Raw genomic sequence first — 14,595 nt, forward strand, 5'->3', positions numbered from 1 at the left:
GAGCACGACCTTGCCAAGGTCGGGGTCGCGAGTTCGAGTCTCGTTTCCCGCTCCAGTTTAAATACTGTGGCGTCTATGCGGTGCAGTGGTGGTGAAGGTTTTCAAGGCGCTTCACGCCGATAGTGGTAAAGCTTCAAATTGCGGGAATAGCTCAGTTGGTAGAGCACGACCTTGCCAAGGTCGGGGTCGCGAGTTCGAGTCTCGTTTCCCGCTCCAAATATGTAAACAGACGCCCCGACTTGTTCGGGGCGTTTGCTTTTGTACTGAAAAAAGCTCTCCAGCCTCTCATGGCTTCATTTCCCTGGTTCCCAGGACACGGATCGCCCGTTTGGGTTGTACGTGGTGGGCGCACCCTATAACGAGAAATGCTCCCCATCTTTCGATGCGGAGCATTTTTGCGTTTTTGCTTTTCCCAAACCAACAACCTGGCAAGCAAGTTGCCAGGTCATGGCACGCCCGGCCGTGTTGCGGGGCAGTTGCGAACCGCTGTAGTCCACACGTTCCAGGCGGTCCAGGTCGTCGTAGGCGAAGATTTCCTCAAGCAGCAGCACGCCGGACTGATGGCGGGTCCGGATGTGCAACTGGTCATCGTCACGCCATTTCTGCTCCAGCACCTCTACCGTTCCGTTGTCCAGTGTCCTGATGATGAGTTCGAGGATGCATGGCTACCTGGTCAGAGCCGGGGGGCAATTGAATGCCACTGGCGCCACCACCCAGCGCATCAGGGCAAACGCAGGCAGTGAGTTGAACCTGCAAGGCACCACGGTCGATGGGGGAACATTGGAAGGCGTGACGCTCATTTCGGCAAACGGGACTATCAGCGGTAACAGTTCCATACGCGCCGACCTGTTCGGGTTGAGCCTTGCTCGTCAAGGGGTGGTGGGCTCAACGGTGACAGTCAGTGACAGCCATATTGAAGGGGGACAGGGGGGGCGTCACTGAGTGCCGGCTCTGCACTGGTGCTGGAAAACAGTTCACTGGTCAGCAATGGCAACTCGGGGGCGGCGCAATTGTTCGGTAACGCCAGTCTGATTGCCAGCGGCAGCACCATCAGTGGGGCACGCACCGGTCTGGAGATTCTCGCCGACCCAGATTTTGCCGATGCGGCCACGGTAAGCCTGGTTGGGTCTCATGTCGAAGGCCTGGACGGTTCTGCAATCGTCGTAGGCGATGCTTTACTGGGGCCTGCGAGTGCCAATATCCAGGTCGGAGCGGGTTCGACCCTCACGGGCAGCAACGGCACCCTGCTGGAAGTGGTGGGCAACTCCACGGCGAACCTGAGCGTCGACAACGCTCAACTGGTAGGGGATGTACGTGCCGAAGAAGGCTCGACCGCGAATGTGAGCCTGGATAACCATGCCAGTCTTGTCGGCCGCCTGGAAAATGTGGCAAGCCTGACGCTGGCCAACCAGGGGCGTTGGACCATGGTCGAGGACAGCCAGGTCGGCCACCTGCAGATGAACGGCGGTGAGGTACGCTTTGGTGAAGCCAACCAATACCAGCGTTTGACCCTGGGTAGTTTGGCGGGGAGCGGTACTTTCATCATGGACGCCGATTTCGCCAACGGGCAAACCGACTTCCTAGAAGCGACCGGGAATGCCAGCGGTAATCATAGCTTGCTGGTCGGTAGCAGCGGCGCCGAGCCCACCGCGCCGAATTCATTGCACCTGGTCCACATCGAGAGTGGCGATGCTTCGTTCTCGTTGCTCAACGGGCCGGTCGATCTGGGCGCGTTTTCCTATGCCTTGGCACAGCGTGGCAACGATTGGTTCCTTGATGGCTCGAGCAAGGTCATCAGCCCTGGCACCGCATCGGTGCTGGCGTTGTTCAATACTGCGCCGACGGTCTGGTATGGGGAGTTGACCAGCTTGCGTGGGCGCATGGGCGAATTGCGCCTGGACGAGCGCAAGGCAGGGGCCTGGGCCAGAGCTTATGGTAACCAGTACAACGTCGGCGAGCAGGCAGGTTACAAGCAGACGCAACAAGGGTTTTCCCTGGGGGCGGACACGCCGTTGCCTTGGGGCGACGGGCAGTGGTTGGCGGGGGTCATGGCCGGGCACAGTTCGTCCGATCTCAACCTGACCCGTGGCGGTTCTGCCGAAGTCAAAAGCTACTACCTCGGCCTGTATGCCACTTGGCTCGATGCAGGTAGCGGCTATTACTTCGATGGCGTGGTCAAACTCAACCGCTTCGACAACGATTCAAAGGTGACTCTGAGCGATGGCGAGCGTGCCAAGGGCAGCTACGACAACCTGGGTGTCGGTGGATCTGTGGAGTTCGGCCGTCATATCGCCTTGGGCGACGGTTATTTCGTCGAACCGTATACACAGTGGTCGGCAGTGAGCATCGCGGGCAAGGACTACAGCCTGGACAACGGTCTCAAGGCACACGGTGACGACACCCGATCACTGCTGGGCAAGGCCGGCGCCACCCTGGGGCGTACGTTCGTCCTGGGTGAGGGGCGTTTCGCCCAGCCCTATCTTCGCGTCGCGTATGCCCATGAATTCGTGAGCGGTAATGAGGTGAAGGTCAATGATCATCGTTTCGACAATGACCTGGCCGGTTCGCGTGGTGAACTGGGGGTCGGAATAGCGGTGGCGCTGGACGAACGTCTGCAGATGCATGCCGATTTCGATTACAGCAACGGTGAGCGGATCGAGCAACCGTGGGGTGCGAATATCGGCGTGAGCTACCGCTGGTAACGTTGGCCAAGGGTGAGCGAGTGCTCACCCTTGGCGTTCTGGTTTTGGAGGAAGGCAACATGCCTATGGATTCATCACACGGCGCCAATTTTCTCGACCCTCCTTCGACACCAGCGGCGCTGGAGGACATCCCGGATGGCGCGCCTGGGTTGTTGCCGGTTGCAAAGCTGGGCCTTCCCTTGCGGATCGAGGTTCCAATGTGGCCGATTTCCAATCCAGGGCCGGGTGGCAACCGGGAAACTCTCTCTCTTTTCTGGAATGGCGACTTCATTGATGACAAGACCTGGTACGCCGAGATCGATCCTGCTGAGTTGTTCATCGATGTACCGGTCGACTACTTGCTCAAGGAAGGCGAGGTTCTGGTTACCTATTGCGTTCGGGGCTCTAACGGAGTGAAGACTGAATCCAGCGCCCTGACCTTGACCATCGATCGCACTGCACCGATTCTGGGAGGAGACAGAGGACGGCTTGAATTTCCTGACCTGGGCTCACAGCCGGTAACTGACAAGTTTCTCAAGGACCATGGCGAAGTGTTGCGGGCGAGCGTGCCGGACTATCAGGGATTCATGCCGGGCGACACGATCGTCTACTACTGGGATGACGAGCCGCTGGACAACACCCAGGTAGGCGAACGCACCTTGACCGCTGCGGATGCCGGCCAGCCGGTGCTCATTGAATATGACGGCAAGATGATCCGGGAGCGCGGTGATGGTGGCCGCTATGCGCAGTATCTGCTGCGTGATCGTGCCGGAAACACCAGCATGACGTCTGTGCCCAAGGCCGTCACCGTCGATGCCAAACCTGTACCTCGTGTATTGCCCTGGCCTGAAGTGCCGCTGGCGGCTGGCAGTCAGGAGCAGGTGGTTCTGCAACTGAGCGACATGTATGAGCCACTGGAAATACGGATACCCGATTCGGCTGTCATTCATCCGGGCGAGCCGTTCACGGTGGAATGGGCACCTGGATTTTTCGGTGAGCAGTTGCTGCCGGGTGTGGAGGGGGGGCGTCGCTACTGCATTGGCGAGCGTCACGTAGTTGCCATGAGCGGCAAGACGGTACCGCTGCGTTACAAGGTAGACGCAAGCGATGGCCCTTGGGTATCGGCTGTCAGGCAGGTCATGGTACAGCCGTTTCCACGCAACATGATGACTATCCCAAAGCTATCGGGTACCGAAGGTAATACCTTCTCATTGAAGGAGCAGGCGCAGAATCCTGCGATTACCCTGGCGCCCTGGAAACTGATCGGTCTGGACCAGAGGGTTCGCATCGACGTTACTGGGGTATCCGCTGAGGGTGCCGGTAGTGCTCTGCCAGTCATGCACGATCATGCGATCACCGAGGAAGAGGTGACCTCAGGGATCGGTGCAAACGGTGATGTAACGGTGCCACTGACATTCTTGGGCAGTTTGCAGCTGGGGCAGCAATTCTCGGTAGAGGTGAGGGTCAGTTTCGACGCCGGCCAAACCTGGCCGGACTTGCCGAATTTCGAGCCGCTACATATCACCTTGCAGCCTTGAGAGTCAGTGGCTGCCGGATGACGGCAGTAGAGGCACCATAGTCGTTGAGGGTATTGAAAGTTACCTGCAGCCCTTGCAGCCTGCGGATTTGCGTCAGCCGGTAGGACTGTTGGGCGAAAGGAAGTGCCATGGCCATGGCGCTGGGTTTTTCCGATTGCCCGGCACCACTGACTTCCAGTTGGTCGAAAGTGAAGTGAAATGGTGTCGGGTTGTCGACCACCAGATACAGGGCGTCATCGCGTTGCTGCAGAAACCAGTTCAGTTGCTTGACGTTATCCTGCGGCAAGCCCTTGAGTTGGGTGGGGCGATAGAACAGCTTGATGCGGGTACGCATGGCGACGTTCAACTGGTTCCGGCCAGACGTTTCCTGCTGCGGAATTTCCTGGACATTGAAGAAGAACAGCGACTCACGGTCTTGCGGAAGGTCGTTGGGCAGTCGGTTGATCTGCACCAGTTGGTCTTTGCCAGGGTCCAGGCGGAACAGCACCGGGGTTGGCACCAACGGTACGGCGGTGAGTGTATCGTCCGCCTGGGTATTGACCCACGTCTGCACGGCGAAAGGCCTGTTGGTCGGGTTGGCGACCACGACCGAAGAGCTGCGAGCGTCGCTGGCGTGAATCACCCGGGTAGCGTTGATGGTCAGCGCGGCTTCGGCGGCTGGCAGTGAAAGGGCCAGGCACAGAGGGAGCAGGGCGCGTCGGAGGCGTTGGTATCCAGTGTTAGACATGATTTGCACAGGGCGTTGTGAAGTAGGGGCCGCGCCGCGCTCGGCGCGGCCAGGGGGCTATTTCAGGTCGAACACGAAAGGAATCGTGGCGTTGACTGGCCCGGCGGTGACAACGGCTGCGGTCGAGCGCAGGTTGGCGTAGAACAGCATGTTGCTTTCGCCGGTGTCGTTCAGGTCATATTCCTTGGATTCGGCTCCCCAAGGGATGATGGCGCCGGTGTTGTCCTTGATTGCCAGAGCTACGCCAGCGGCGCTGCCAGGGTGCAGTGCATGCAAAGCGTCGCCCGTGCCTGCCGGGCCGTCTTTGCCAGCGAAGGATACGACACCTGTCTTGCCGGTCGGGTCGCAACCGGTTCCGGCAGTGATGCTAATGCCAAAGCCCAGAGGGGTCGACTCTTTGTCAATGGCGCCCGTGAGCTTGGAAGCTTCAGCCTCAGGCAGCACGATTGGGTTCAGTGTCGCACCGCTATAAGGGTCGACAATCTCGATGGAGCAGGTGTTGCCGTTGACTTTGCCGGTGAAGAGGATGGTGTCGGTGTCTGGCAAGGCATGGGCCGTACTGGCGGCCACGGCCAAGCCGAGGGCGATCAAGGTCTTTTTCATTGGAAATACCCGTTGGTCAGTTTTTGAGTCCTGGTCAGCGCTGGTCAGCAATTGCAGGGCCGCATGCAGGTTAAGCAGGCCGGCACCGAGCGTCTGTAAGGCGAATCAACATGAGCACGGGGGATTGCGGTTGGCTACAGCGTCAAGTCGCGCCTCGATCAGGCGCGACTGTCGAGGTGGTCAGTGGCTGGCAGAGTCGCCTGGTAACGAGAGCAGTTGTTTTTCCTGGTGCCAGTCGAACGGCTCGTCGTTCTGCTCCGCTTCGTAGCGGCGCTCTTCAAGGCGCTGGTACAGGTCCAGCTCCTCGTCAGGCATGTAGTGCAGGCAGTCTCCACCGAAGAACCACAGCAGGTCGCGTGGTACCAGGTGCGCGATTTGCGGGTAGCGCTGGATCACCTGGCAGATCAGGTCCTGGCCCAGATATTGGCTTTCCAGCGGATTCTGCGGCAGCAGGCTCAGCAGTTCGTCGAAACGCTCGAGGAACAGGGCGTGGCTTTCCTCTGGTACCTGCTCGGCGTCACCCAGGGCCACCAGGATGGTACGCAGGTGGTTGAGCAGTTGCAGGTGGTATTCCAGGTGGGGGTTGGCCATTGGGGCGGTCCTCGGGGTGGTTGAAACGGGGGCGGAGTATACGCGGGTTACAGAAGGGGCCGCAAAACGGCCCCGCTGGCTCAGCGTACCTTGCCTGGTTCGGGCAGCAACTGTGTCTTGTCGAAGGCATCCACATCGATCACTGCCCGCCGGGCGTGCTCTGCCTCGTGCAGTCGTTGCCCCTCACCAGGCTGTAGCGCACCGCTTTCCACTGCCGCATCGAGTATCGACTGCCCCGTTGCAGGCCGAACCTTGCCTTCCTTGATAGCCTGGTGCAGTGCCTTGTGCAGTGGGGCCGCCCCATCCAGCAAGTCGGCGGCCCGCTGTAGTGCCGCTACCGGGTCGCCTTCGGCCTGCGGGCGGAAGCAACCTGCAAGCAGCTCCTCCAGGGCTGGGTCGCCCTTGCTGCGACCGATCAACGCCGCCACTTCGGCATCCAGTTCATCGCTTGGGCCGGTGTGGCGGCGGCCGAAGGGGAACACCAGCACGCGCAACGCACAGCCGACAAAGCGGTTGGGGAAATTGTCGAGCAACCGATCCAGGGCTGTTTCTGCCTGGCCCAGGCTTTCTTCCATCGCCCAGCGCAGCAAAGGTTGCATATGTTCCGGTGAGCCCAGGTCGTGATAGCGCTTGAGCGCAGCGCTGGCCAGGTACAGGTAACTCAGCACATCCCCCAGCCTTGCACTCAGCCGCTCGCGGCGTTTCAGTGCGCCGCCCAGCAGCATCATCGACAGGTCAGCCAGCATGGCGAAGGCTGCTGCCTGGCGGTTGAGTGCACGGAAGTAGCCTTGGCTCAGGGCATCGCCGGGCACGGATTCCAGTCGCCCCAGCCCCAGGCTGAGTATCAGTGTGCTGGCCGCATTGCCAGCGGCGAACATGATGTGTTTCATCAGCAGGTCATCGAATTCCCTCAATGCCTGGTCACCGTCCTCGCGCCCGGCCAGGGCCATTTCCTTGAGCACGAACGGATGGCAGCGGATGGCGCCCTGGCCGAAGATCATCAGGTTGCGCGAAAGAATGTTGGCGCCTTCGACAGTGATGAAGATCGGCGCGCCTTGCCAGTTGCGCCCCAGGTAGTTGTTCGGGCCCATGATGATGCCCTTGCCGCCATGCACATCCATGGCGTGCTGGATGCACTCGCGGCCACGCTCGGTGAGGTGGTACTTGAGGATCGCCGACAGCACCGAAGGTTTTTCGCCCAGGTCCACGGCCTTGGCGGTCAGCAGCCGCGCGCTGTCCATCAGCCAGGCATTGCCGCCGATGCGTGCCAGCGACTCCTGGATGCCTTCGAATGCGGCCAACGGAACATTGAACTGTTCGCGGATATTGGCATATTGACCGGTGACCAGGCTGGTGTATTTGGCAGCGCCAGTGCCTACGGCCGGCAGGGAGATGGAGCGGCCTACCGACAGGCAGTTCATCAGCATCATCCAGCCCTTGCCGAGCATGGCCTGGCCACCGATGAGGAAATCCAGCGGCACGAATACGTCCTTGCCGCTGTTGGGGCCGTTCATGAACGCGGCGCCCAGTGGCAGGTGGCGTTTGCCGATTTCGACGCCGGGCGTGTCGGTAGGGATCAGCGCCAGGCTGATACCCAGATCTTCCTGCTCGCCCAACAGGTGGTCCGGGTCGTAGGCCTTGAACGCCAGACCCAGCAGGGTGGCGACGGGCCCGAGGGTGATATAGCGCTTTTCCCAGTTCAGGCGCAGGCCGATGACCTCTTCGCCGTTCCATTGCCCCTTGCAGACCACGCCGGTGTCAGGCATGGCGCCTGCGTCGGAGCCGGCCAGCGGGCCGGTGAGGGCGAAGCAGGGGATTTCATCGCCACGCGCCAGGCGTGGCAGGTAGTGGTTGCGTTGTTCGTCGGTGCCGTAATGCAGCAGCAGCTCGGCCGGGCCGAGCGAGTTGGGCACCATCACGGTAGAAGCCAGGTCGCCGCTGCGGGTGGCCAGTTTCATCGCCACCTGGGAGTGGGCGTATGCCGAAAAGCCTTTGCCGCCGTACTCCTTGGGAATTATCAGGGCGAAAAAGCCATTCTGCTTGATATGTGCCCAGGCTTCGGCCGGCAGGTCCATGTCCTGGCCGATCTGCCAGTCGCTGACCATGGCGCACAGTTGTTCCGTCGGGCCGTCGATGAAGGCCTGTTCTTCTTCGGTCAGCTGCGGAGCCGGGTAGGCGAGCAGGGTGCGCCAATCGGGACGGCCGCTGAACAGTTCGCCGTCCCACCATACGGTGCCTGCGTCGATCGCCTCGCGCTCGGTCTGCGACATAGGAGGCAGGGTGCGCTGGAACCAGTTGAACACGGGGCCTGTGAATACCTTGCGGCGCCATTCCGGAAGCGCCACCAGGGCGACTTTCAGGGCCAGCACTATCCAGATCAGTGTCAGCAGCCAGCCGGGAGCACTGCTGAAAATGCCCATCAGCAGTACATAAGCCGCCATGATGCCAAGAATCTGCAAGGGCGCCAGGCGCCGGTGCGTGAGGTACGCCGCGCCGATCACCAGCACTACCAACCACAACAGCAACATAATCGGTCCTCCTTGGAACCAGGGGGGTAAGCCGTCCCAGACAGCTTAGACGCAACGCTGCGAACGGCCGGGTCAGAACAGTGACAGGGTATGGCGGTGGGAGTTTCAGTCCGGTGTTTGTCTGTACCGGCCTCTTCGCGGGTGAACCCGCTCCCACAGGTACTGCATCACTCTCAGGTCTGGCGCAGAACCCTGTAGGAGCGGGTTTACCCGCGAAGAGGCCGGTACAGGCGACGAAAGTCTGGAGTAGACTGCACCACCTCCGCATTCATAAGGACGTTGCCATGCTGAAGATCTGGGGCCGCAAGAATTCGAGCAATGTGCGCAAGGCGCTATGGATCGCCCACGAACTGGGCCTGGATTTCGAGTCGATCGACGCCGGCGGCGCCTTCGGCGTGGTCAACGAGCCGCACTACCGTGCCCGCAACCCCAACGGCCTGGTGCCGATGCTGGAAGACGGCGACCTGACCCTGTGGGAGTCCAATACCATCGTCCGCTACCTGTGCGCCGAGTACGGTGCGGAGCAGGGCTGGTACCTGGACGACCCGCGTCAGCGCGCCCTGGCGGACAAGTGGATGGACTGGACCACCTCGTCCTTCGCCACGCCATTCCGCCCACTGTTCTGGGGCCTGTTGCGCACCCCGGAAGACCAGCGCGACTGGGTGGCGATCAACGCTGCGCACAAGCAATGCGCCCAGCTGCTGGCCATTGCCGACGAGGCCCTGGCCAAACAGCCGTACCTTTCCGGTGACCAGATCGGCATGGGCGACATCCCACTGGGCAGCTTCATCTATGCCTGGTTCGAAATGCCCATCGAGCGCCCGGCCATGCGTCACCTGGAGGCCTGGTACGAGCGCCTCAAGGCCCGTCCTGCCTACCAGGCAGCGGTAATGACTGCGCTGACCTGATCGAACACCACGGCCACTTCGATAGTCATTATCAATACACATGACTGTACTTGTGCGGCCAGGCCAAGCACCATTGGCCGCACTCACTGCGCCAGTGCCTTTACCTGGCGTGTCCTGCACCTTTTTCTCGGTAAGTGACCCGCTATGAGTTCCGCCCTGTCCATCCGACAGCTGACCAAGACCTACGGCAACGGCTTCCAGGCCCTCAAGGGCATCGATCTGGATGTTGCCGAAGGCGATTTCTTCGCCTTGCTCGGCCCCAACGGCGCGGGCAAGTCCACCACCATCGGCATCCTCTCCACCCTGGTCAACAAGACCAGCGGCACGGTCAACGTGTTCGGCCACGACCTGGACCGCGAGCCGTCGGCGCTCAAACGCTGCCTGGGCGTGGTGCCGCAGGAGTTCAACTTCAACCAGTTCGAGAAAACCTTCGACATCGTCGTGACCCAGGCCGGTTACTACGGCATCCCGCCCAAGGTGGCCAAGGAGCGTGCCGAGCAGTACCTGACCCAGCTCGGCCTGTGGGACAAGCGTGACGTGCAGTCGCGTTCGCTGTCGGGGGGCATGAAGCGCCGCCTGATGATTGCCCGCGCGCTGATCCACGAGCCGCGCCTGCTGATTCTCGACGAGCCCACCGCCGGTGTGGACATCGAACTGCGCCGTTCGATGTGGAGCTTCCTCACCGAGCTGAACCAGAAGGGCATCACCATCATCCTCACCACCCACTACCTGGAAGAGGCCGAGCAGCTGTGCCGTAACATCGGCATCATCGACCACGGCACCATCGTCGAGAACACCAGCATGCGCCAGTTGCTGGGCAAGCTGCATGTCGAAACCTTCGTCCTCGACCTCAGGCATGACCTGGCCACTGCACCGGTGCTGCAGGGCTACCCGTGCCGGCTGCTGACCCCGCACACCCTGGAAGTGCAGGTGGACAAGGACATCGGCATCACTGCGCTGTTCGGCCAGCTGGCGCTGCAGAACATCGAGGTGCAGAGCCTGCGCAACAAGACCAATCGACTCGAGGAGCTGTTCGTGTCCCTGGTGGAAAAAAACCTGTCGAAGGTGGCCGTATGAGTGTGGAACTGCGCACCAACTGGGTCGCCCTGAACACCATCGTCTACCGCGAAGTGCGGCGCTTCCTGCGTATCTGGCCGCAGACCCTGCTGCCGCCAGCGATCACCATGGTCCTGTATTTCGTCATCTTCGGTAACCTGATCGGCCGGCAGATCGGCGACATGGGTGGCTTCACCTACATGGAGTACATCGTGCCGGGGCTGATCATGATGTCGGTGATCACCAACTCCTACGGCAACGTGGTGTCGAGCTTCTTCGGCAGCAAGTTCCAGCGCTCCATCGAAGAGTTGATGGTGTCGCCGGTATCGCCACACACCATCCTCGTCGGTTACGTGCTGGGTGGCGTGCTGCGCGGCCTGGCGGTGGGCGTGATCGTGACCTTCCTGTCGCTGTTCTTCACCCACCTGCAGGTGCACCACCTGGGTGTGACTGTGGTCGTGGTGCTGCTGACCGCCACCATCTTCTCGCTGCTGGGCTTCGTCAACGCGGTGTTCGCGCGCAATTTCGACGACATCTCGATCATCCCGACCTTCGTGCTGACGCCGCTGACCTACCTGGGCGGGGTGTTCTACTCGATCAACCTGCTGCCGCCGTTCTGGCAGACCGTGTCGTTGACCAACCCGGTGCTGCACATGGTCAACTCGTTCCGCTACGGCATTCTAGGGGTGTCGGATATCAGCATTGGTACGGCGATTACCTTCATGCTGGTCGCCACCGCGGTGCTCTACCTGGTGTGCGTTCGCCTGCTGGTCAGCGGCCGCGGCATGCGTGCCTGAAGCCTTGCACCGGCATTGGCGCAGACGCCACTGCCGGCCCACCCACCAGCGCCAGTAGAGCATGGTGGTGAAGTAGCCAAGGATGCCCAGCACCACACCGCACACTACCGAGCCGAGCAGGAAGGGTTGCCACAGCGTCGACAACTGGTCGGTGATCCACTGGAAAGTCAGTTCGTCGGGCAGGGTGCGCGGCGGTACCTGCATCAGCCAGGCACCGGTCATGTAGGTGACGAAGAACACCGGTGGCATGGTCAGCGGGTTGGTCAGCCATACCAGGCTGACCGCGATCGGCAGGTTGCCGCGCAGCGGAATGGCCAGCGCGGCGGCCAGCAGCATCTGCGCCGGCATCGGGATCAGCGCCGCGAACAGGCCGACGCCCATTGCCCTCGCCACCGAATGGCGGTTCAGGTGCCAGAGGTTCGGGTCATGCAGCAACTTGCCGAAAAAGCGTAAGGACTTGTGTTCCCGAATACTGGCCGGGTCCGGCATGTAGCGTTTGAAAAGTCGGCGCGGCATGTAGGCTCCCGGAGCGTTGATCCGGGCAGTATGCCCTGATTCCCGCTCAGCCTCGTTTAGAGTTTGTGACAATTGTTGAGCAAGCGCTGGCGGCAATTGGGCTATGCCTCAGAAGGTGATTTCGCTTCTGGAGCTCTACTTCATGCGCACAGGGATGTTTGCGCTCGCGCTCGGGCTGTTGTGTCTGGGCTTTCTCCCCGCATTGCCATCGGTCGGATGGCTGGTGCTGCTGGCTGTAGTCGGTGGCCTCGGCCTGTTCACCCGGCTGTGGCCGCTGGGCTGTTTTCTGTTGGGCCTGTGTTGGGCCTGCTGGTCTGCGCAGCAGGCGCTGGATGACCGCCTGGCCACCGGGCTGGATGGTCGCACCCTGTGGCTTGAGGGCCGGGTGGTCGGCCTGCCGACCCGGACTGCGCAGGGTGTGCGCTTCGAGCTGGACGCGGCCCGCTCGCGGCGGGCAGAGCTGCCGCAGCGCCTGCAACTGAGCTGGTTCGACGGCCCGCCGCTGCGCGCGGGCGAGCAGTGGCGGCTGGCGGTGACCTTGCAGCGCCCGGCCGGGCTGCTCAACCCGCATGGGCCGGACCGTGAGGCGCAATTGCTGGCGCGGCGGGTCGGTGCGACCGGTACGGTCAAGGCCGGGCAGTTGCTGGCGCCGGTTGTCGGCGGCTGGCGCGACACGCTGCGCCAGCGCCTGCTGGCAGTCGAGGCCAATGGCCGGCAGGCAGCGATGGTGGCGCTGGTGCTTGGCGACGGGGCGGGCCTGGCCCGGAAGGACTGGCAAACGTTGCAGGCCACCGGCACGGTGCACCTGCTGGTGATCTCTGGCCAGCACATCGGCCTGGTTGCCGGCTTGCTGTATGGCCTGGTTGCCGGGCTGGCGCGTTGGGGGCTGTGGCCCGCTCGTCTGCCGTGGCTGCCCTGGGCGTGTGGCTTGGCCATGGCTGCGGCACTGGCCTACGGTTGGTTGGCTGGTGGCGGTGTACCGGTGCAGCGTGCCTGCCTGATGCTGGCCGTGGTGTTGCTCTGGCGCCTGCGTTTTCGCCAACTGGGTGCGACCTTGCCGTTGTTGCTGGCGCTGGTTGCCGTGCTGCTGGTGGAGCCGTTGGCCGCGCTGCTGCCCGGGTTCTGGCTATCGTTCGCGGCCGTGGCCACGCTTGTCTATTGCTTCAGTGCCCGCCTGGGCAACTGGCGGCCCTGGCAGGCCTGGACGCGGGCGCAATGGGTGATTGCGATCGGCTTGCTGCCGGTACTGCTGGCTACGGGCTTGCCGGTGAGCTTGAGTGCGCCGCTGGCCAACCTTGTTGCGGTGCCGTGGGTCAGCTTGGCAGTGCTGCCATTGGCGTTGCTGGGCACTTTGCTGCTGCCGTTGAGCGGGATAGGGGAGGCGCTGCTCTGGCTGGCGGGTGGTTTGCTTGATGTGCTTTTCCGGCTGCTGGCGCTGGCGGCGCAGCAGCCGGCGTGGCTGCCACCAGCCCTGCCGTTGTGGGCCTGGCTGCTGGTGTGCCTGGGTGCGCTGCTGGTTTTGATGCCCCGTGGCGTACCACTGCGCGGGTTGGGTGGCGTAATGCTGCTGGCGCTGTGGGTACCCCGGGAGACGGTGCCGTTCGGCCAGGTCGAGGTCTGGCAGCTGGACGTCGGCCAGGGGCTGGCGGTGCTGTTGCGCACTCGGCATCACAACCTGCTGTACGACGCCGGGCCGGCCAGGGGAGAGAGCGACCTGGGCGAGCGGGTGGTGTTGCCGACCTTGCGCAAGCTGGGGGTGGGCAGCCTGGACTTGATGCTGGTCAGCCACGCCCATGCCGACCACGCCGGTGGTGCTGGTGCAATCATACGTGGCCTGCCGGTCAAGCGGGTGATCGGCGGCGAAGTGCTGGATGAAATGCGACTGCAACCTTGTGCCAGTGGCGAGCAATGGACGTGGGATGGCGTGCGCTTTTCGCTGTGGCGCTGGGCTGATGGACAGAGCAGCAATGACCGCTCCTGTGCGTTGCTGGTCGAGGCGCAGGGTGAGCGGTTGTTGCTGGCGGGAGATATGGAAGCCGGTGCCGAACGGGCCTGGCTGGCGGCCACAGAAGCGCCGCGGATCGACTGGCTGCAGTCGCCGCACCATGGCAGCCGCAGTTCGTCCAGCGAGGCCTTCATCCGCGCCACGGCGCCGCGCGGGGTACTGATTTCGCGCGGGCGCAACAACAGCTTCGGGCACCCGCATGCGCAGGTGGTCGAACGTTATCGGCGGCATGGGGTGGTGATGCATGACACGGCGGAGCAGGGGGCGTTGCGGTTGGTGCTGGGGAGGCTGGGGGAAGTCGAGAGTGTGCGCCGACAGCGGCGTTTCTGGAGGGATGCGGGCGGTGGCTGAGCAGGCCCTTTCGCGGGTAAACCCACACAGGGACGGCGTCGCACTTGAGATCACGCGGTACCTGTGGGAGCGGGCATGCCCGCGAACACCGGCAAAGCCGGTGCCATCCACCGCGTCGTCTTTTTCGCGGGCGCGCCCGCTCCCACAGGTACTGCGCTGGCTTCGAATTGACGCTGAACCTGTGGGAGCGGGTTCACCCGCGAAAGGGCCAGTTCAGCCACCCGACATCTCAAGGTAGAAACCGGGTAGGCCAATTCCCTGACCTCCGGCAGATGAGCCCCCGGCGCGCCTATG

The 14,595-nt window shown here is 62.4% G+C and carries 12 protein-coding genes, 1 tRNA gene and 1 pseudogene; 8 read left to right on the forward strand and 6 right to left on the reverse strand.

All coding sequences use genetic code 11. From position 1 onward, the window contains the following. The first annotated feature begins 140 nt into the window (after nucleotides 1–140). Nucleotides 141–216, forward strand: a tRNA-Gly gene (locus tag MJ643_RS23245). A gap of 137 nt (nucleotides 217–353) precedes the next feature. On the opposite strand, the gene MJ643_RS23250 is transcribed toward MJ643_RS23245, so the two are convergent. Then, the gene (locus MJ643_RS23250; RefSeq protein WP_023661069.1) at nucleotides 354–614 is read right to left on the reverse strand and encodes a hypothetical protein; all 261 of its coding nucleotides are present in this window, start codon (nucleotides 612–614) and stop codon (nucleotides 354–356) included. 43 nt (nucleotides 615–657) lie between these two features. Here MJ643_RS23250 and MJ643_RS23255 point away from each other — a divergent pair, with 43 nt between their 5' ends. The 3 genes from MJ643_RS23255 to MJ643_RS23265 are packed head-to-tail and all read left to right on the forward strand — an operon-like array spanning nucleotide 658 to nucleotide 4,219. After that, the gene (locus tag MJ643_RS23255; protein ID WP_235366096.1) at nucleotides 658–942 is read left to right on the forward strand and encodes a hypothetical protein; all 285 of its coding nucleotides are present in this window, start codon (nucleotides 658–660) and stop codon (nucleotides 940–942) included. Between the two features lie 17 nt (nucleotides 943–959). Beyond that, entirely contained in the window at nucleotides 960–2,702 is a 1,743-nt protein-coding gene (locus tag MJ643_RS23260) for an autotransporter outer membrane beta-barrel domain-containing protein (RefSeq protein ID WP_247727003.1), read from the forward strand. A gap of 59 nt (nucleotides 2,703–2,761) precedes the next feature. Further along, nucleotides 2,762–4,219, forward strand: a complete 1,458-nt coding sequence (locus MJ643_RS23265; protein ID WP_023661067.1) for a hypothetical protein — start codon at nucleotides 2,762–2,764, stop codon at nucleotides 4,217–4,219. On the opposite strand, the gene MJ643_RS23270 is transcribed toward MJ643_RS23265, so the two are convergent. The 4 genes from MJ643_RS23270 to MJ643_RS23285 form a co-directional block, all read right to left on the reverse strand. Further along, nucleotides 4,203–4,946 (reverse strand): molecular chaperone, encoded by a 744-nt coding sequence (locus MJ643_RS23270; RefSeq protein WP_031324438.1) that lies wholly within the window; start codon nucleotides 4,944–4,946, stop codon nucleotides 4,203–4,205. The genes MJ643_RS23265 and MJ643_RS23270 overlap by 17 nt on opposite strands. A 57-nt stretch (nucleotides 4,947–5,003) precedes the next feature. Beyond that, complete coding sequence (locus tag MJ643_RS23275; RefSeq protein WP_247727004.1) at nucleotides 5,004–5,537, reverse strand: fimbrial protein; 534 nt, start codon at nucleotides 5,535–5,537, stop codon at nucleotides 5,004–5,006. A gap of 192 nt (nucleotides 5,538–5,729) precedes the next feature. After that, nucleotides 5,730–6,140: a PA2817 family protein gene (locus MJ643_RS23280; RefSeq protein ID WP_013971557.1), complete on the reverse strand. Its 411-nt coding sequence runs from the start codon at nucleotides 6,138–6,140 to the stop codon at nucleotides 5,730–5,732. 80 nt (nucleotides 6,141–6,220) lie between these two features. Next, nucleotides 6,221–8,668, reverse strand: a complete 2,448-nt coding sequence (locus MJ643_RS23285; protein ID WP_247727005.1) for an acyl-CoA dehydrogenase — start codon at nucleotides 8,666–8,668, stop codon at nucleotides 6,221–6,223. Nucleotides 8,669–8,952: 284 nt separating this feature from the next. Here MJ643_RS23285 and MJ643_RS23290 point away from each other — a divergent pair, with 284 nt between their 5' ends. The 3 genes from MJ643_RS23290 (at nucleotide 8,953) to MJ643_RS23300 (ending at nucleotide 11,429) form a co-directional block, all read left to right on the forward strand. Then, nucleotides 8,953–9,576, forward strand: a complete 624-nt coding sequence (locus MJ643_RS23290) for a glutathione S-transferase (RefSeq protein WP_024086519.1) — start codon at nucleotides 8,953–8,955, stop codon at nucleotides 9,574–9,576. Nucleotides 9,577–9,720: 144 nt separating this feature from the next. Further along, on the forward strand, nucleotides 9,721–10,653 hold the full coding sequence (locus MJ643_RS23295; protein WP_247727006.1) for an ABC transporter ATP-binding protein: 933 nt from the start codon (nucleotides 9,721–9,723) through the stop codon (nucleotides 10,651–10,653). Beyond that, nucleotides 10,650–11,429 (forward strand): ABC transporter permease, encoded by a 780-nt coding sequence (locus MJ643_RS23300; protein ID WP_247727007.1) that lies wholly within the window; start codon nucleotides 10,650–10,652, stop codon nucleotides 11,427–11,429. Before MJ643_RS23295 ends, MJ643_RS23300 begins: the two co-directional genes overlap by 4 nt. A gap of 9 nt (nucleotides 11,430–11,438) precedes the next feature. On the opposite strand, the pseudogene MJ643_RS23305 reads toward MJ643_RS23300, so the two are convergent. Further along, nucleotides 11,439–11,945, reverse strand: a pseudogene (locus MJ643_RS23305) (DUF2062 domain-containing protein); the annotation flags it as partial. 142 nt (nucleotides 11,946–12,087) lie between these two features. Here MJ643_RS23305 and MJ643_RS23310 point away from each other — a divergent pair. Further along, nucleotides 12,088–14,301: a DNA internalization-related competence protein ComEC/Rec2 gene (locus MJ643_RS23310; protein WP_247727008.1), complete on the forward strand. Its 2,214-nt coding sequence runs from the start codon at nucleotides 12,088–12,090 to the stop codon at nucleotides 14,299–14,301. Nucleotides 14,302–14,595 lie beyond the last annotated feature (294 nt).

The sequence above is a fragment of the Pseudomonas sp. PNPG3 genome, from assembly GCF_023093815.1.
In the GTDB taxonomy this organism is placed as follows: domain Bacteria; phylum Pseudomonadota; class Gammaproteobacteria; order Pseudomonadales; family Pseudomonadaceae; genus Aquipseudomonas; species Aquipseudomonas asiatica.